Source organism: Paraburkholderia phosphatilytica, assembly GCF_003443895.1.
GTDB lineage: Bacteria > Pseudomonadota > Gammaproteobacteria > Burkholderiales > Burkholderiaceae > Paraburkholderia > Paraburkholderia phosphatilytica.
On sequence record NZ_QQOA01000035.1, the window covers coordinates 11922 to 29027 of the forward strand.

Sequence of the window (17106 nt, forward strand, 5' to 3'; positions counted from 1 at the left end):
GGGCGATGGAACGCGGGCGACGGTTGCGGCGGCCGGACCTACAGGTCCGCCCTGCGCACGCCCGTCGAGTAGCGCCGCTCGAGGTACATCAGCACGAAGTTCGACACCGTCGTGATCACGAGGTAGATCGCACCCGCCAGCAGCGTGAAGAAGAAGAACCGCAGCGTGCCCTTGCCGGCGTCCTGCGATGCCTTCACGACGTCCGCGAGACCGATGATCGACACGAGCGCCGTCGCCTTCACCATCACCTGCCAGTTGTTGCCGATGCCGGGCAGCGCGTGACGCATCATCTGCGGGAACATGATGCGGCTGAACACCTGCCAGTTCGACATGCCGTACGCGTGACCGGCTTCGAGCTGGCCGCGCGGCACCGCGAGAAACGCGCCGCGGAAGGTTTCGGTGAAGTACGCGCCGTAGATGAAGCCGAGCACGATCACGCCGGCCACGAAAGGATCGATGTCGATCTGGTCCCAGCCGAGCAGGTCGGTCAGGTTGTTGAGCCAGATCTGGATGCCGTAGAACAGCAGCAGCATCAGCACGAGATCGGGGACGCCGCGGATCAGCGTCGTGTACACCGTGCCGGCGCCGTGGGTGAGCCGGTTCTTCGACAGTTTCGCCGCCGCGCCGATCAGGCCCAGCACGAAAGCGAACGCGAGCGACAGGACCGCGAGTTTGACGGTCTGCCAGGTGCCCGCGAGGATCAGCGGGCCGTAGCCTTGGAGCATATGCGGTCCTTGACGGCGCTGTGGTTTGCGACCCGAAGGAGGCGGATCGGCGCTTCGCTTCGAGGAGTGGCTTCGGAACCGGCTGGCCGGCCGTCGCTATTCTAGGTGGTCAAAATTGGCGGATCGCGCCCCGTCGCTGCCGTGCAAGGCGATGAACGCATCGCATCCGGCGATGTTTCGATAGCCCCGTCCGGCCCTTTCGGAATAGGGCGGCGCGCGCCGTGTCCGACCGAAAAGCGCGGTATTTTACCCGAACCGCATTCGAACGCCAGCGAAACTCATGCTGCGCGTGCTGCTGCAGTCTGGCGCAGACGGGGCCCGATGTGCCTGTCGGACCGTAACCCGGACCGTAACCCCGGCCATCCAGCGAGCATCGGGCGGCACGCGCGCATTGCATGCACCGGCGGAACAGTTCGGTGCGCCTGCGCGGATTGTTCCGGACCCGCCGTGCCCATACATTCAGGTCATCGCCAATTTCACGGAGCCTTCCATGTTCGAGATCCGACGTTCCGCCGAGCGCGGCCATGCCAACCACGGCTGGCTCGATTCGTTCCACAGCTTCTCGTTTGCCGACTACTTCGACGAGAACCACATGCAGTTCGGCCCGCTGCGGGTGATCAACGAAGACGTGATTGCCGCCGGCCGCGGTTTCGGCACGCACGGCCATCGCGACATGGAGATCGTCACGTACGTGCTGGACGGCGCGCTGTCGCATCGCGACAGCATGGGCAACGGCTCGACGATTCGCCCGGGCGACGTGCAGCGGATGAGCGCGGGCACAGGCGTGATGCACAGCGAGTTCAACGCGTCGAAAGAGGACCCGCTGCATCTGCTGCAGATCTGGATCCTGCCGAAGCGGCGCAACGATCCCCCGGGCTACGAGGAGAAGCGCTTCACGAACGAGGACAAGCGCGGGCAGCTGCGCCTCGTTGCGTCGCCGGACGGGCGCGACGGGTCGGTGACGATCCATTCGGACGCATCGATCCACGCCGGTCTTTTCGATGGCGACGAGCGTGCGGAATTCGCCGTGCCGGCCGGGCGGCGCGTGTACCTGCACGTCGCGCGCGGCGCGCTGACGGTGAATGGTCAGACGCTCGAACATGGCGACGCCGTGATGATCAGCGACGAGTCGAAGGTGACGCTCACCGACGGCCACGCCGCCGAAGTGCTGCTGTTCGATCTTGCTTAAACCAGCTCGTTGCGCTGGAAACAAAAAGCCACAGGCAGCGCGCCTGTGGCTTTTTTCCTTATGGATCGCGCGGAAGCGCGGGCGGGTCAGATCTACGTCGAACTCACCCGCACCCCGAACGCCGGCTTCAACCGCAGCTTACTGGTTGGTCGCCGACGCCGGAGCTTGCGGCGCCTGGCCATCCTTGTGATGCTGCTGCCACATCTCGTGCATCTTCTGCATGCGATCGTGGCGCGCTTCCATTTCCGCGAAGTGCTGCTTGATCACCGTGCTGACGATGGTCTTCTGCTGGTCGTTCAGCGAGTTGTACAGCGTGAGCCATGCCTTCGCGGTCTGTTCGCGCAGTTGCTCGTGCTGACGCTCGGCCTTTTCATGCGCCGCGTGCAGCGCGTTCATGTCGAGAATCGGCTGCTGCTGCATGGCCTGCATCTGCTGGTGCATCTGCTCGTGCGTGGCGTGCTCCGTTTCGTGCGCCTGCTTCATTGTGTCGACCGCGTTCTGCCAGAGCTTTTCCTGGCTCGCGTTCAGATTGAGCCAGCCGTGCACGCGGTTGAGCTCTTCCATCATGTGATGACCATGGTGGTGATGCATGAAGTGGCCGCCGTCGTGGCCGGCGCCCTGCATCGGCATCTGGGACTGCTGGGCCGCGGCATAGCCGGCGGCACCGATGCTGAGCGCGACCGAGGCCACGGCGATGGCGAGATAACGCGATGTTGTCTTGAACATGGTGATGCTCCTCGTTGCTTGGAATGGACGGGCCGGTGGTGCACATCCGCTCACAAGGGACGGTCCGGATCCGGTAAGTCGAAGCGTAGAGGGGGTGATCGTGCGGCGTGTTACGTGGACAATTGTCGGTATTACGCAACATTACTCCCCGCTTTCGTCGTAACACCCCGTAACCTCTTGGACAGGCTTGTCATCGAGTTCCCTCAACCCATCGCGCTAAACTTCGTCCCATGAGTACCCAAATCCTGGTCGTCGATGACGACGTCGAACTGCGCGATCTGCTGCGCGACTATCTGGCCCGGCAAGGCATCGAAGTATCGGTGCTGCATGACGCCGGCTCGCTCGAACGCCGGCTCGAACGCGAACGGCCCGACCTGATCGTGCTGGACCTGATGATGCCGGGCGTGGACGGCTTGACCGCGCTGCGCAAGCTGCGCGCGTCGGGCGACGACATCCCCGTGATCATGCTGACCGCCCGCGCGGACGACGTGGACCGCATCGTCGGTCTGGAACTCGGCGCGGACGACTATCTTGGCAAGCCGTTCAATCCGCGCGAACTGCTGGCGCGCGTGCAGGCGGTGCTGCGCCGGCGCCGCACCCTGCCGTCGGCAGCGGCCCCCGAGCAGCGCGAGCCGTTTACGTTCGGCCGCTTCACGCTGGATTTCCAGTCGCGCACGCTGCATCAGGAAGGCAAGCCGCTCACGCTGTCGGGCAGCGAGTTCGCGCTCCTGAAGATCTTCGTGAATCACCCGATGCGCACGCTCACCCGCGAGCGCCTGCTCGAACTGCTGCACGGTCCGGAGTACGACGGCACCGATCGCGGCATCGACGTGCAGGTCTGGCGCCTGCGCCGCATTCTCGAAACCGATCCCTCCACGCCGCGTTTCATCCAGACGGTGCGGGGCCGCGGTTATGTCTTCGTGCCTGACGGCGAGCAACATGCGGCGTCCAATTGATTCGTTGTTCGGACGGCTGGCACTCCTCGTCGTCGCCGTCCTGCTGATGTCGCATTTCGCCTGGTTCGCGCTGATGCGGCTCGAACGCAGCCAGCTGCAAACCCGCTATGCCGTCGAAGAAGCCGTGTTCCTCGTCGACGCGGTGCGCCAGCACGTCGCGCGCGAGCCGGACCAGCCGCTGCCGTCGCGCGTGAAGCTCGTCGATCCGGCGGACAGCGTCGTGCCGACCGAGATGCCCGAAGCCGGCACGCCGCTCAGCCGCTTCCTCGAAGACGTGCGCGACCGCATGCCGCCGGGCACGCTCGTGCGGGTCGGCCCGCCGGGCAAGCCGCCCATGCTGTGGGTGCGCGCCACGAGCGATCAGAAGTGGATCGTCGTGCCGGTGCAGCCTTTGCGTCCGCCGCGCTCGGTGGACCGCATGGTGCTGTGGCTCGTGATCATCTTCACGGTCGCGGTGATGGCGGCGCTGTTCCTCGCATGGCAGCTGCAGCAGCCGCTGCGTTCGCTCGCGCAGGCGGTCACGCGCTTCGGCCGCGGCCTGCCGGTGCCGCCCGTGCCCGAGCGCGGACCGCGCGAACTCAAGCAGCTCACGCACGGCTTCAACCAGATGGTGCAGGAGGTGTCGCGCACCGAGAACGACCGCGCGGTGATGCTCGCCGGCGTCGCGCACGATCTGAAGACGCCGCTCGCGCGGCTGCGGCTGCGCGCCGAGATGATGGACGAAGCGAAGGTGCGCGAGGGCGTGGTGCGCGACGTCGATTCGATGGCGCACATCGTCGATCAATTCCTGGTGTTCGCACACGATGGCGCGGACCGCAGCGAGCCGGTCGAAGTCGACGCGCAGTGCGAGCGCGTCGTGCGCAGCTACCGCGCGGTGGCCGCCGGCGCGCCGACCGTGCGTACGGAGCTCGCCGCGGGTCCCGGCTTCCGGCTGCCGGCCGCCACGTTGGAGCGCATCCTGTCGAACCTGATCGACAATGCGCACGCGTACGGCGCGCCGCCGGTGGTCGTCGAAACCGCGCGCACGGCCGGCGGCTATACGCTATCGATCAGCGACAACGGCAAGGGCATTGCCGCGCAGGATCTGCTCAACGCGAGCCGGCCGTTCGTGCGGCTCGACCCGGCGCGTGGCGGCAATGGGCACAGCGGTTTGGGGCTCGCGATCGTCGAGCGGCTCGTGCGCCGCGCGGGTGGAGAATGGCAGATCGGCAATTACGACGGCCGCGGGCTGCGCGTGCTGATGACCTTCCCGATGCAGGCGATGCCGCGCACGGCGCCGGCGTCCGAAGTGGCGTGGTGACAGGGTGAGGGTGGGCCGCGCCTCGCTGCAACGGCGCGGCGCGCGCTCATGCTCCGGCGGTTGCGCGCTGCTCCGTTACTCCGCGAACAGTGTATTGAGCGCGGTGGCCGCCTCGCTGTCCACGGTATTCCACGTGGCCGATTCCGCTTCGAAGATGTAATGCGTTGTGTACTTGCCAAGACGGGTCAGGATCTCTTCCTGGATCACTTCCGGCGCGACATCGAGCTTCAGGTACCAGGCCGTCGACGATAGACGCGTCTGGAACGCGCCATACTCGGCGAGCAGATGATCGAACGCATCTGCGTCCTGATCGCGGCAGACGATGATCAGATTGCCCTTCATGCGACTCTCCCGTTCAAGCGGTATTCACCAACGTTCTGACGAAAGCCCATCATACCTGTTGATCGCGGGATGCATCGGGTGTTCTTCGTGCGGTCCTTCCCGTTCGTGAGATTTCAGCGGCGACGCGTCAGGTGAGTGCGGCGGCCGTGCGCGCGGTCGGTGCGCTGTCGTCGGGCGGCACGGCTTCGGTGCGGTCGCGGCCGCCGGACTTCGCTGCGTAGAGCGCCTGGTCCGCGCGGCTCATCAGCCGCTCGGGCAGATCGTCCGCGTTGAGCTCCGTGATGCCGATGCTGACGCTCAAGCCAGTCGACGCCGGCAGCTTCGTCGACTGCAACGTCTTCACCCGCATCCGCAGACGCTCGACAGCCTCGTGCCCGGCCGAGAGCTTGGTGGACGGCAGCAGGATGCCGAACTCCTCGCCGCCCAGCCGCCCGATCGCATCGCTCGCGCGCAGCTCCGCGCGGCAGCTCTCGACGAAGTGTTCGAGCGCTCGGTCGCCGATTGCGTGACCGAAGCGGTCGTTGATCTGCTTGAAGTGGTCGAGGTCGGCGATCGCCATGCACAGCGGTTCGCCGTTCGCGCGAGCCTGGTCGATCTCGCGCTTGAGCAGATCGAGGAAGTAGCGGCGCGACAGCGCGCCCGTCAGCGCGTCGTGGCGCGCTTCGGCGGAGAGCAGCGCGTTGGCGGACGTCAGCTGGTCGGCGAGGTCGCGCGTCGCTCGATGGTGACGGCGCTCGCGCGCCCACGACACCGAGATCACCCACGCAAGGCCGACCACGCCCGCCATCGTCAGGAACACGAGCAGGCGATCGCGCCGATGGTTCGCGAGCAGATCGGGCCACGCGGCCACGGGGTCGACGAGATGCGCGGAGAGGCCCGAATTCAGGCCGATCCGCTCCTGGTACATGGCGGGCGTATTCAGATGCGGCGTGGTGACGAGCTGCGACCAGAGCGACGCCGGTATCCAGGGCGCCTGCCGGTGTTCGTCTTCGTTCGCGCTGTGGATCTGCAGGGTGGGGAAGTCGCTGCGCTTGTAGGTGCTCATCCGGTCCGTCGGGCTCATCTTGAGCACGGCGGCGTCCGGCAGCGCGCGGCCTTCGAGCGCGCTGTTGTGCGCCATGATGACGACGCCCTTATCGTCGGCGACGAAGGTGCCCGCGTGCGCGACCCAGTGCCGCAGCCGCGCGATGCCGACTTTCGCGACCACCGCGCCGACGAGCATGCCGTCGTCGTAGACGGGCGCGGCGATGAAGATGCCGGGCTCGCCGGTTTCGCGGCCCACGCCGTAGTTTTCAGCGAACGCGCCGAGCAGCACCTGCGAGATGTAGTGGCGCGTGCGCATGTCGCGGCCGACGAACGTGTGTTCGGAGTCCGAGTTGCTCGATGCGATGCAGATGCCGTTCGCGTTGACAAGCCAGATGGTGTCGAGCCCGGAGAAGCCCTGCGCGTCGCGCAGGAAGCTGTTCACGGCAGTGAGATCGGTGCGCCCGACGAGCGCGGTGCGCAGCGCGGTTTCCGTGGTCGCGCCGCTCACGGCGTAGTCCTGCGATTGCGTCAGCGCGTGCTGGATCAGGCCCATCTCGGCCATCGTGCCCGGGATCGAGCGCGACATCGCGAGGTCGCTGGCGATGACCTCGGCCATGTTATCGACGATCGAACTGGACATCTGGTGTTCCGTACGCAGCGTGGCGTCCAGCTCCTGCCGGACCATGCGGTCGGCGATCAGGCCGGCCACGAACCAGCACGCGATCAGCATCGCGAGGAAGCTGATCGGCCCGGTTGCCTGACGCAAGGAAGTCCTGTTCATCGGCTCTCTGATCCGTCCTGTCTGATACAGCGGGGGCGCGCGGGCAGCCGGACGTGGCGCCGGTCGATGGATCGGGCGGCGCATCCGCCTGGCCAGGCGGCGTTCGACCTCGCGGCAAGGGGCCGTGTCTCTCTTTTGCGATTTTAACCGTGCGGGGCGTCGCGCGAGCGTATTGTCGACTATCCCGCGCTGGCTTCCAGATGCCGCGCGGAAATGGAAGCGCTTTCCGGGCGCCCGTCTTTCGCCCTGAACGCGCCGATGTGGCCCGGGCGCGACGCCGGGCTGGCGGATCCGCGCGGAAACGCCGTCCGCGCGGACGATTTGAGCCCGAAAGGTTGTGCCTGAAACACAGGTTGTAGTACTGTCGTGCCGTCCAAAACAAGGAAAGCTGCGCCGCCCTCCTGGGCAGCGTCCGCGGCCGCCGGGGGGGCGGTCCGAATCCGCGCTCGATCCGAGCCGGCCAGCGCGCCATCAACGCTAACGAATTTCTGCGCTCATGCGTTCTGTCATGCCTGATTTCCGCTTTCCGGACCGATCTTTCGACTGCCTTGCAACGCCCGCCGCCCGGCTCGTGCCGGTCGTGTGCGCGCGCCTGCCGGCCTACGCCTGCGGGGAGGGCGCCTGATGGATTTCAGCTTCAACCTGAATCGCACGGCCAATGCGTCCGCATGGCGTGTACTGCCGAACCGCTGGGACTTCGTCGCGTTCCCGCTGATCATCTGCGCGCTCGCGATGGCCACCGTCGGGTTTCACCAGACGCTCGCGCCGATCTCGACACTGAAGACCCAGGCCATCTCGCTTGATCCTTCGAACCTGCCCGAGTACGCGATGCGCACCACGCTGCGCATGCTCGCGGCGATGGTCGCGTCGCTCGTGTTTACGCTGGTCTACGGCACGCTTGCGGCGAAGAGCCGCCGCGCGGGCCAGGTGCTGGTGCCGATCCTCGACATCCTGCAGTCGGTGCCGGTGCTCGGCTACATTTCGTTTACGGTCACGTTCTTCATCGCGCTGTTTCCGTCGCGCGTGCTGGGCGCCGAGCTCGCCGCGATCTTCGCGATCTTCACGAGCCAGGCCTGGAACATGACGTTCAGCTTCTATCAGTCGCTGCGCACGGTGCCGCGCGATCTCGATGAAGTGTCGCGCGGCTTTCACCTCACCGCGTGGCAGCGCTTCTGGAAGCTCGAAGTGCCGTTCTCGATGCCGGGCCTGATCTGGAACATGATGATGTCGATGTCGGGCGGCTGGTTCTTCGTCGTCGCGTCGGAGGCCATCACCGTCGGCAACAACACGATCACGCTGCCGGGTATCGGCGCGTACCTGGCGCAGGCCATCTCGGACAAGAATCTCGCTGCGATCGGCTGGGTGATTCTCACGATGACGGTCGTGATCCTCGCATACGACCAGTTCCTGTTCCGTCCGCTCGTCGCATGGGCCGACAAGTTCCGCATGGAGAACACGAGTTCGGGGGACGCCCCCGAGTCGTGGCTGCTCGACCTGATCCGCCGCACGCGGCTGATTCACCGTCTGCTCGTGCCCGTCGGCTGGCTGTTCGCCCGCGCGGCGCGCATTCCGCTGCAACTGCCGACGCTGCAGCAGGTCGGCTTTGCCGGCGAGCCCAACAGGAAGCCGTCGAAGATCGGCGACATCGTCTGGTCGGCGATCGTGATCGTCGTCACGCTCTACGTCGTGTTCCGGGTGGTGTCGTATGTGCGCACCGGCGTGACGATGGGCGAGGTGGGCCACGTGTTCGTGCTCGGCCTGATCACGCTGTTGCGGGTCATTGTGCTGATCGCGATCGCCTCGGTGGTGTGGGTGCCGGTCGGCGTGCTGATCGGGCTACGACCGGCGCTTGCCGAAAAGGTCCAGCCGCTCGCGCAGTTCCTCGCGGCGTTCCCGGCGAACCTGCTGTTCCCGGTGTTCGTGATTGTGATCGTGAAGTTCAACCTGAACGCCGATGTGTGGCTGTCGCCGCTGATCGTGCTCGGTACGCAGTGGTATATCCTGTTCAACGTGATTGCAGGCGCGTCCGCGTATCCGAACGACTACAAGGAAGCGTCGGCGAACTTCCGCATCCGTGGCTGGCAGTGGTGGAAGCAGGCAATGCTGCCGGGCATCTTCCCGTACTACGTGACCGGCGCGATCACCGCGTCGGGTGGCGCGTGGAATGCGAGCATCGTCGCCGAGGCGGTGCAGTGGGGCAACACCAAGGTCGTCGCGCACGGGCTGGGCGCATACATCGCGCAGACCACCGCCGACGGCGACTACCCGAAGATCATCCTCGGCATCGCCGTGATGTCGCTGCTGGTGACGTTGTTCAACCGTCTGCTGTGGCGTCCGATGTACGCCTATGCCGAGTCGAAGCTCCGTCTCGACTGAAGTCCTTGAGGCAAACCGCGATGCAAAATCCTAAAGTCTCTCCCGCCGCCGCACCCGTGCAGACGCCGCCGATGCCACCGCGCCTCGGCGAGGAAATCCTCAACGTCAAGGACGTGTGCCGCGGTTTTAACAAGAGCCAGGGCGAGCTGCTGGTGCTCGATGGCGCGAACCTGCAGCTGCGCGAAGGCGAGATCGTCGGGCTGCTCGGCCGTTCGGGCTCGGGCAAGTCGACGCTGCTGCGCATCATCGCCGGCCTGATCGAGCCGACCGACGGCACCGTGACCTACAAGGGCAAGCCGCTCGATGGTCCGGCCGAAGGCGTCGCGATGGTGTTCCAGACCTTCGCGCTGTTCCCGTGGCTGACCGTGCTGCAGAACGTGGAAGCGGGGCTGGAAGCGCTCGGCGTCGGCGCGCGCGAACGCCGCGAGCGCGCGCTGGCCGCGATCGACCTGATCGGTCTCGACGGTTTCGAGAATGCATACCCGCGCGAGTTGTCGGGCGGCATGCGCCAGCGTGTGGGTTTTGCGCGGGCGCTGGTGGTCGATCCGACGCTGCTGCTGATGGACGAGCCGTTCTCCGCGCTCGACGTGCTGACGGCCGAGACGCTGCGTACCGACCTGCTGGACCTGTGGACGCAAGGGCGCATGCCGATCAAGTCGGTACTGATCGTCACGCACAACATCGAGGAAGCGGTGTTCATGTGCGACCGCATCCTGGTGCTGTCGTCGAACCCGGGGCGCGTGATTGCCGAGATCAAGGTGCCGTTCAAGCATCCGCGCAACCGTCTGGATCCGGCGTTCCGCAAGCTGGTGGACGACATCTACGCAAAGATGACGGCGCGCCAGACCGGCGAGACGACGAAGAAGGGACTGGAGCCCGGTTCGTGGCTGCCGCATGTGTCGACCAACCTGATGGCCGGTCTGATCGAGACGCTGGCGGCCGCACCGTACCATGGCCGCGCGGACATGCCGGAAATCGCGCGTTCGCTGCATCTCGAGGTGGACGATCTGTTCCCGATCGCCGAAGTGCTGCAGCATCTCGGCTTTGCCGACGTGCGCGAGGGCGACATTTTCCTGACGCCGCCCGCGCGCGTGTTCGCGGAATTCGGCACGCAGGAACGCAAGCTGATGTTCGCCGATCACCTGCTCAAGCACGTGCCGCTCGCGGCGCGGATCAAGAAGGTGCTGAACGAGCGGCCGGGGCATCGCGCGCCGCGCGTGCGCTTCGAGCAGGAACTGGAAGACTTCCTGTCCGACAACGCGGCGGAAGAGACGCTCGACGCGGTGATCAACTGGGGCCGTTATGGCGAGATCTTCTCGTACAACGACCAGACGGAAATCTTCAGCCTCGAGGACGTCGAGTCCTGATCGAGGCACCGCTCGCCGCGCAAAGGCGAGCGCGACGCAAGACCAAACGGCGGCCGCGAGCCGCCGTTTCCGCATCTGAAGCGGGATACGCGCGCGACGTTACTGCAGCGTGCCCCAGCGGTCGACCGCAGGCTCCGCCGACGCCCACTTCCAGCCCGTGGCCTGCTGGCAGGCGCTGGCGGTGAACCAGTACACCTTCGAATCCGGCTTCTCGCCATCCACGACCGAGAACGCGAACTCCTTGCAGATCGCGAGCGAGGTGTTGAACGCGCGCGTGACGCGCACCTCGCCGTGACCGTTCTCGACCGGCAACCTGTGCTTGACCCGCCACGGCTTCGAATCGCCCACCGGCATGCCGCCGACGAGCGCTGCGATCGCATTCTGCTGATCTTCGTGCATCGTGCGCGAGTAGTAGTTCACGGCTTCGTCCGTGGCGGCCTGCACGGCAATGCCGACACCGAAGCCGACCGCCGGATTCGCGGTCACGGCGCCAGTGGCGACACCTGCGACCGCGCCGCTCGCGGCGCCGATCGACGAGCAGCCGGAGAGCCCGAGGCCCGCGCCGGCGCACGCCAGGGCGGCGAGCGCTGACAGCATCACGCGCGTCTTCATTGCAGCGAGCCCCAGCGTTCGGTGGCCGGTTCCGCCGACGCCCACTTCCACACGTTGCCGTCGCGACAGATCGACGCGACGTAGAACGCGCTCGATGCGGCCGCATCTTTCGTGGCGGGGCGATCGACGGAGAACACGATCTCCTTGCAGTCGAGCGGGCCGGTGCTGATCGTGCGGCTCACCGTGACGCGGCCGTGCTCGTCGGCTTCGATCGGCACCGTGTGCGTGACGCTCCATGGCGCGACCGCGCCGACGTCGAGCGGGCCCGCGGCGGTGGCGATCATGTCCTGGGTATTCCGGTGTACTACGCGTTCGCTGTACTGCACGCCGGCTCGTGCCGCCGCGACCGCGCCAAGACCGATGCCGGTGGCGACCGCGGCGTTGTTCGTGACCTTCGCGGCGATGGCCGCGCCGGCGATACCGGCGCTTGCCGTCGCGCCCTCGGTGTACAGCGAGCTGCAGCCGCTCAGCGTGGCCACGGCTGCCGCGGCGAGCGTCGCGATGGCGATGGCGCCGGAACGCCATGCGGTGAAGGGCCGATGACTGGCGAACCGGTGCGTCGTGTTGTGCATTTTCCCTGTCTCTTGCCTGGTGCGGATGTTTCAGTGCGACGCGCGGATGGCTGGCGCGAGACCCGTGTCACGCGCGCGCCGCGCCGTGCCGCGCGTATCGCTGCCGCATTGTGCAGCATGGAATTTGTGAATGGGATGGTGAAAATGCAAGCAATTGCAAAAGGACGTGCGGATGCGCGTGGATTCTGTTTTGAGCTTCGAATCCACGGAGCGTCCGTCACACAGGAGAGGGGTGCCGCGAGGCCATTCTTACCGCTGCATCGCGTGCGGAGCGGGAACGCTTGCCGGCTGACTTTCCGGCTGCTTACTCAGGCATCGCGACGTGTCGAATGAGCCGCATCGTGGGGCTCATTCGGAATCGTCGTCGGTCGTTCCGTCCTCGTCGGGGCCGTAGCTGCTCAGACGGTTGTAGAGCGTCTTGAGACTCACGCCGAGCGCCTTGGCGGCGCGGCGCTTGTCGCCGCCGCAATACTTGAGCGTGCCGAGGATGATCTGCTTCTGCGCGTCGGCGAGCGGCGTGCCGATCCACACGCTCATCGAATCGCCTTGCGTGAGCGGCTTCTTCACGCGCGACGCGAGATGCGGATGCGGCAGCTCGACCGACTTCTCCGCGAGAATGAACGCGCGGTAGATCGCGTTCTTGAGCTCGCGCACATTGCCGGGCCACGACCACGCGCGCAGCGTTTCGATCGCGCGCTTGCTGAACACCTTGCTCGTGCCTTCCTGCTCGTTGAGCGACTGCAGGAAGTGCTGCGCGAGCAGCACGCGGTCGCCGTCGCGTTCGCGCAATGGCGGCGCGCGCAACGGAAATACGGCGAGGCGATACATCAGGTCTTCGCGCAGGCCGTTCTCTTTCACCGCGACGGCGGGGTCGCGATTGGTCGCCGCGATCACGCGAACGTCGGAGCGGATCAGGTCCGTGCCGCCCACGCGATAGAACGTGCCGCTCTCGAGCGCGCGCAGCAGTTTCACCTGCCGCACGGGCGACATCTCGGTCACTTCGTCGAGGAACAGCGTGCCGCCGTTCGCATGCTCGAAGTAGCCGACGCGTCCCTGCACGGCGCCGGTGAAGCTGCCCTTCTCGTGGCCGAAGAGTTCCGCTTCGATCAGTTCGTCGGGAATCGCGCCGCAGTTCACGGCGATGAAGGGCGCGTCGTGCCGCGCGCTGTGATCGTGGATCGTGCGGGCAATCAGCTCTTTGCCGGTACCCGATTCGCCGATGATCAACGCGGTCGCGTCGGTCGCGGCCACGCGCTCGATCTGTTCGTACAGCTCGAGCATCACCGGCGACGATCCGTACAGCAGCCCATACGATGTGAGGCCCGTGCCACCCGTTTCGATTCGTGGCTTCACCTGCGAATCTTGCGGGCCATCGGCGCTCACATCAGGCGAGTCAAGATCGGTTGATGCCATAAACAGGATTGTCCAGTACAAAAAAGACGAGGCGCGCGAAGCGTGGCGTTCATCGCCATCTGCTTCGCACGCGATCGGTTCACTATCTCATAGATGCAATTTAACCACCTGGCGCGGTGCAAGGGCAATCCGCATGCCAGGCGCCATCGCGCTTTGCGATACCGGTGGCAAGATTGACCGTGACGCTTTGCGTGTGCGGCACAAATGTCCGGCCTGGCGCTTACGACCTTCATGTGCTTACCTTGAAAGCGACGGAACTCGCGCGGCGAGATTCGATCGAGAGGGAAAGCGGGCGCGGTGTTTGCAGCGCTTCGATTGGTCGCCGGATAAAGCGGCCGCTGTCTGAATCTCACGGAGTGTCGCAATGAGCCATACGACTGACCAGCTCTCGCTGGGCAAACAGAAAATCGTCGAAGACCTCCGGGTGCTGCTCACCGACTCGGAGGAAATGCTCCGGCTCGCGAAGAGCGTGCCGGGTGAAGGCGTGGACAAGCTGCGCGAACGTCTGCGGCATCACGCCGACTCGTTGCAGGACACGCTGTCGGACGCGCAGACGGCCGCGCACCGCGGCTATCGCGTTGCCACCGTGAACGTGGAGCGCCACGTGCGTCATAACCCGTGGCAGTCGCTCGGCATCGCGGCAGGCGTCGGATTCCTGGTCGGCGTGCTCGTTGCGCGCTGATGCCGCTGATGCATGAAGCGGCAGAGACCGACCACATCAAATCAAAAAGGAGGATCGCAACATGGCTCGACCCAGAATTGGCATTTTTGGCGCGCTCGTCGCGGTCGGCGGGGTGCTGGCCTGGCGCTGGTCGCAGAAGCACCGCGTGTCGCAGACGAACCTGAATCGCGAGATTAACCGTTGGGAAGACGAGGGCGGCGCAGTCGTCGCGAGCCCGCAGACGGCGCCGTCCCACGGCCCCGCAATGTCCGCGACGGAGCACGTCGCAGGTGCCGCCGGCACCGCAGCCGGCGCCTGGCCGTTCCCGCACGGCGACGACATCGACGCGAACGCCACGCGCCATTAAGCGCCGCGGTTCCGGCGTGTGCGGTACCCCGCGCGGGCACCGCGCCGGGTCTCGGCGGCATCTCAATAAAGCCGTATAATCGTTAAATCGACAACAATCGGCTTGAAATATGCTGATCGAGTCGTTTTGACCGGCTGATTGTTGCGGCGCTGGGTGGAATGCACCGTTTTATTGTATTTTTTGCCGATCGAAGCGATGCCGTCGCGCGATCGGGCTTACACTCCGTCTACATTTTGCCGGCACAACCGGGCGGGCAGCTTTCGCGGGAAAGCGCACCGTTCGGGCCGCTTTCCCCATGCGTTTGATGCATGCCGTTCACCTCTCTGTTTGAGGCTTTCGATACACGATGCCGCACGTACTGATTGTCGATGATGATCCCGGCACCCGCGAGGCGCTCGCAGCCGTCATCGCGGAAGAGGGGCTGACTACCGCCATCGCGTCCGACCTGCGCGAGGCCCGCATCCAGTTGATCCGGCAGATGCCGGACGTGGTGTTCACGGACCTGCAGCTGCCCGACGGCAGCGGCGTGGATCTGTATGAGGATCTCGATCCGCGCTCGGGCGTGGAATTCGTCGTGATCACCGGCCATGCGACGGTCGAATCCGCGGTGAGCGCGCTGAAAATGGGCGCCGCCGACTACCTCGTGAAGCCCGTGAACCTGCAGCGCGTGAAGGCGATCCTCGCGCGCCTGCCGCGCGCCGGCGACCTGAAGGCCGAAATCGGTACGTTGCGCGGCGAGCTTCGCAGAATGGGGCGCTTCGGCCTGATGCTCGGCAATTCGCCGGTGATGCAGGAGGTCTACGACCAGATCGGCCGCGTCGCGCCGACGGCCGCGTCGGTGATGCTCGTCGGCGAGTCGGGCACCGGCAAGGAAGTGGCCGCGCAGACCATCCATGAGCTGAGCCTGCGTCGCAAGCATGCGTTCCTCGCGGTGAACTGCGGCGCGATCTCGCCGAATCTGATCGAATCCGAGATGTTCGGCCACGAGCGCGGCTCGTTCACCGGCGCTGACCGTCAGCACAAGGGTTACTTCGAGCGCGCGAATGGCGGCACGCTGTTCCTCGACGAAATCACCGAGATGCCGATCGAACTGCAGGTGAAGCTGCTGCGCGTGCTGGAGACCGGCATGTTCATGCGGGTCGGCACGACGAAGGAGATCGAGACCGACGTGCGCGTGATCGCGGCGACCAACCGCGACCCCGAGCAGGCGGTGCTGGAAGGCAAGCTGCGCCTCGACCTGTACCACCGTCTGAACGTGTTCCCGATCAACCTGCCGCCGCTGCGCGAGCGCGGCAAGGACGTCGAACTGCTCGCGCAGGCGTTCCTCGAGGACCTCAACGAACGCCACAGCACGCGCAAGCAGTTCCCGCCCGCCGTGCGCGAGATGCTGCTGTCGTACCAGTGGCCCGGCAACGTGCGCGAACTGAAGAACTACGTGCAGCGCGCGCACATCATGTCGGGCACGGATTCCGACGTGACGGCGACGGTGCCGCTGCAGATCTCGCTGTCGAAGCCGACGGCCACCGGCACCGCGGTGACGATCCCGTTCGGCACGTCGCTCGCGGAAGCGGACCGGCAACTGATCCTCGCGACGCTCGAGCAATGCGGCGGCGTGAAGACGCGTGCCGCCGAGATTCTCGGCATCAGCCTGAAGACGCTGTATAACCGCCTCGTCGAGTACGGCAACGACGCCGCCGCGAAAGACGATGGCGACGCGGACGAATCGCGCGCGATGGGCGGCGCGAACGCGTAAGGGGTTCGCGCTTGCGCTGTCGTCGCACCTGGCTGCGAAGCCGCACGATGCGAAGACAGCGCGGTCACGTTCGATGACACGCGGCGAAGCGGGGCACGTGCGTTGCATGAAGATCTGCAACGCAACATGAACAGGAGACCGTCCATGCCGCTTGAGCCTCTCACACAATCCGCACGCGCCAGCTTCGGGCCGAACCTCGCGGCGCATATCTCGCCGATCCACGCGCATCGCCCCGAGCCGAACGACCCGCCGACGCCGGACGAACCCGACACGGTGCCCGATCCCACCCGCGAGCCGCCGATGCCGGATTCCCCGCCCATCGGCGATCCACCGCCGACGCCGAATCAGCAGCCGCACGCGGTTTGAACAGGCTGCCGCGTGGTAACAAGTCGCAGGTCGAGTCTTCTCGGCGCGGCCGTTGCTGAAGTTATTACAAAGCCGGCGCATTTATTACCGGCAAACTACCTCGCGCCGCCTAGACTAGGATGATGCCGCCCGCACGGGCGCGGCCTTCCCCGGAGGCATAACCATGAGACACCCCGCACTGCGCCGCTCAGCACGTCACGCGAAACGCGATTCCCGTCCAGGCAGCGGTTCCGGCGGTCCTCCGCCGAGCCAGTCTCCGGATCCGGCCCACGAGAATCGTGTGGTACCGGGCGTACCGGCGGATGGCGAGCACAACCAGGGCGGTGTGCGTACCGAAGGCATCGACTATCAGCGCGATCTCGGCTCGGAGCAGGATTCCTGACGGAGCGGGCGACCGCGACCGTCCCGGACATCGCGCGCATCGGTTTATTCATGTCGGCTGAAAGAGGAAAATGCTGTCGCGCCCGTGCGCGAACGGCATGTTTCACTTCGTCTGCCGTGCACCAGATAGATTTTTTCTCCAGCGGCACGCAATTTGCCTGCAACACTCAGTCACATTCCTAACGTTCTCGAC

Annotated in this window: 17 protein-coding genes; 10 read left to right on the forward strand and 7 right to left on the reverse strand. The window is 65.8% G+C overall.

Annotated features, from left to right (window positions below; translation table 11 throughout):
- Window positions 1-38: 38 nt before the first annotated feature.
- Window positions 39-725: an ABC transporter permease gene (locus DVS29_RS28065; protein WP_118183801.1), complete on the reverse strand. Its 687-nt coding sequence runs from the start codon at window positions 723-725 to the stop codon at window positions 39-41.
- 490 nt (window positions 726-1215) lie between these two features.
- Between DVS29_RS28065 and DVS29_RS28070 the strand changes: the two genes are divergently transcribed.
- The gene (locus DVS29_RS28070) at window positions 1216-1914 is read left to right on the forward strand and encodes a pirin family protein (RefSeq protein WP_118183802.1); all 699 of its coding nucleotides are present in this window, start codon (window positions 1216-1218) and stop codon (window positions 1912-1914) included.
- Between the two features lie 138 nt (window positions 1915-2052).
- Here the strand turns inward: DVS29_RS28070 and DVS29_RS28075 are convergent, their stop codons facing one another.
- Window positions 2053-2640 carry a periplasmic heavy metal sensor gene (locus tag DVS29_RS28075; protein ID WP_118183803.1) on the reverse strand — a complete coding sequence of 196 codons (588 nt, stop codon included), beginning with the start codon at window positions 2638-2640 and terminating at the stop codon, window positions 2053-2055.
- A gap of 230 nt (window positions 2641-2870) precedes the next feature.
- On the opposite strand from DVS29_RS28075, the gene DVS29_RS28080 reads away from it, so the two are divergent.
- Window positions 2871-3596: a response regulator gene (locus DVS29_RS28080; protein WP_118183804.1), complete on the forward strand. Its 726-nt coding sequence runs from the start codon at window positions 2871-2873 to the stop codon at window positions 3594-3596.
- Window positions 3580-4896: an ATP-binding protein gene (locus DVS29_RS28085; protein ID WP_118183805.1), complete on the forward strand. Its 1317-nt coding sequence runs from the start codon at window positions 3580-3582 to the stop codon at window positions 4894-4896. The genes DVS29_RS28080 and DVS29_RS28085 overlap by 17 nt, the downstream gene beginning before the upstream one ends.
- 75 nt (window positions 4897-4971) lie before the next feature.
- Here DVS29_RS28085 and DVS29_RS28090 read toward each other — a convergent pair whose 3' ends face one another.
- Both DVS29_RS28090 and DVS29_RS28095 read right to left on the reverse strand, forming a co-directional pair.
- The gene (locus DVS29_RS28090; RefSeq protein ID WP_118183806.1) at window positions 4972-5238 is read right to left on the reverse strand and encodes a double-stranded DNA-specific endonuclease; all 267 of its coding nucleotides are present in this window, start codon (window positions 5236-5238) and stop codon (window positions 4972-4974) included.
- A 127-nt stretch (window positions 5239-5365) separates the two neighbouring features.
- On the reverse strand, window positions 5366-7045 hold the full coding sequence (locus DVS29_RS28095) for a sensor domain-containing diguanylate cyclase (protein ID WP_118183807.1): 1680 nt from the start codon (window positions 7043-7045) through the stop codon (window positions 5366-5368).
- A 624-nt stretch (window positions 7046-7669) separates the two neighbouring features.
- Here DVS29_RS28095 and DVS29_RS28100 point away from each other — a divergent pair.
- Window positions 7670-9421, forward strand: coding sequence for an ABC transporter permease (locus tag DVS29_RS28100; protein ID WP_118183808.1), 1752 nt, complete (start codon window positions 7670-7672; stop codon window positions 9419-9421).
- A gap of 20 nt (window positions 9422-9441) precedes the next feature.
- Window positions 9442-10788 (forward strand): ABC transporter ATP-binding protein, encoded by a 1347-nt coding sequence (locus DVS29_RS28105; RefSeq protein WP_118183809.1) that lies wholly within the window; start codon window positions 9442-9444, stop codon window positions 10786-10788.
- 99 nt (window positions 10789-10887) lie between these two features.
- On the opposite strand, the gene DVS29_RS28110 is transcribed toward DVS29_RS28105, so the two are convergent.
- The 3 genes from DVS29_RS28110 to DVS29_RS28120 form a co-directional block, all read right to left on the reverse strand.
- Window positions 10888-11400 carry a hypothetical protein gene (locus DVS29_RS28110; RefSeq protein WP_118183810.1) on the reverse strand — a complete coding sequence of 171 codons (513 nt, stop codon included), beginning with the start codon at window positions 11398-11400 and terminating at the stop codon, window positions 10888-10890.
- Window positions 11397-11972 (reverse strand): hypothetical protein, encoded by a 576-nt coding sequence (locus DVS29_RS28115; RefSeq protein ID WP_240655820.1) that lies wholly within the window; start codon window positions 11970-11972, stop codon window positions 11397-11399. Before DVS29_RS28115 ends, DVS29_RS28110 begins: the two co-directional genes overlap by 4 nt.
- Window positions 11973-12320: 348 nt before the next feature.
- Window positions 12321-13385 carry a sigma-54 interaction domain-containing protein gene (locus DVS29_RS28120; RefSeq protein ID WP_118183811.1) on the reverse strand — a complete coding sequence of 355 codons (1065 nt, stop codon included), beginning with the start codon at window positions 13383-13385 and terminating at the stop codon, window positions 12321-12323.
- Between the two features lie 364 nt (window positions 13386-13749).
- Here DVS29_RS28120 and DVS29_RS28125 point away from each other — a divergent pair, with 364 nt between their 5' ends.
- From DVS29_RS28125 to DVS29_RS28145, 5 genes are all read left to right on the forward strand, one after another.
- Window positions 13750-14067: an ElaB/YgaM/YqjD family protein gene (locus tag DVS29_RS28125; protein ID WP_118183812.1), complete on the forward strand. Its 318-nt coding sequence runs from the start codon at window positions 13750-13752 to the stop codon at window positions 14065-14067.
- A gap of 61 nt (window positions 14068-14128) precedes the next feature.
- Window positions 14129-14413, forward strand: coding sequence for a hypothetical protein (locus tag DVS29_RS28130; RefSeq protein ID WP_118183813.1), 285 nt, complete (start codon window positions 14129-14131; stop codon window positions 14411-14413).
- A 346-nt stretch (window positions 14414-14759) separates the two neighbouring features.
- Window positions 14760-16166, forward strand: coding sequence for a sigma-54-dependent transcriptional regulator (locus DVS29_RS28135; RefSeq protein ID WP_118183814.1), 1407 nt, complete (start codon window positions 14760-14762; stop codon window positions 16164-16166).
- A gap of 144 nt (window positions 16167-16310) precedes the next feature.
- Window positions 16311-16532: a hypothetical protein gene (locus DVS29_RS28140; RefSeq protein WP_118183815.1), complete on the forward strand. Its 222-nt coding sequence runs from the start codon at window positions 16311-16313 to the stop codon at window positions 16530-16532.
- A 163-nt stretch (window positions 16533-16695) separates the two neighbouring features.
- Complete coding sequence (locus tag DVS29_RS28145) at window positions 16696-16914, forward strand: hypothetical protein (RefSeq protein WP_118183816.1); 219 nt, start codon at window positions 16696-16698, stop codon at window positions 16912-16914.
- The last annotated feature ends 192 nt before the right edge of the window (window positions 16915-17106 follow it).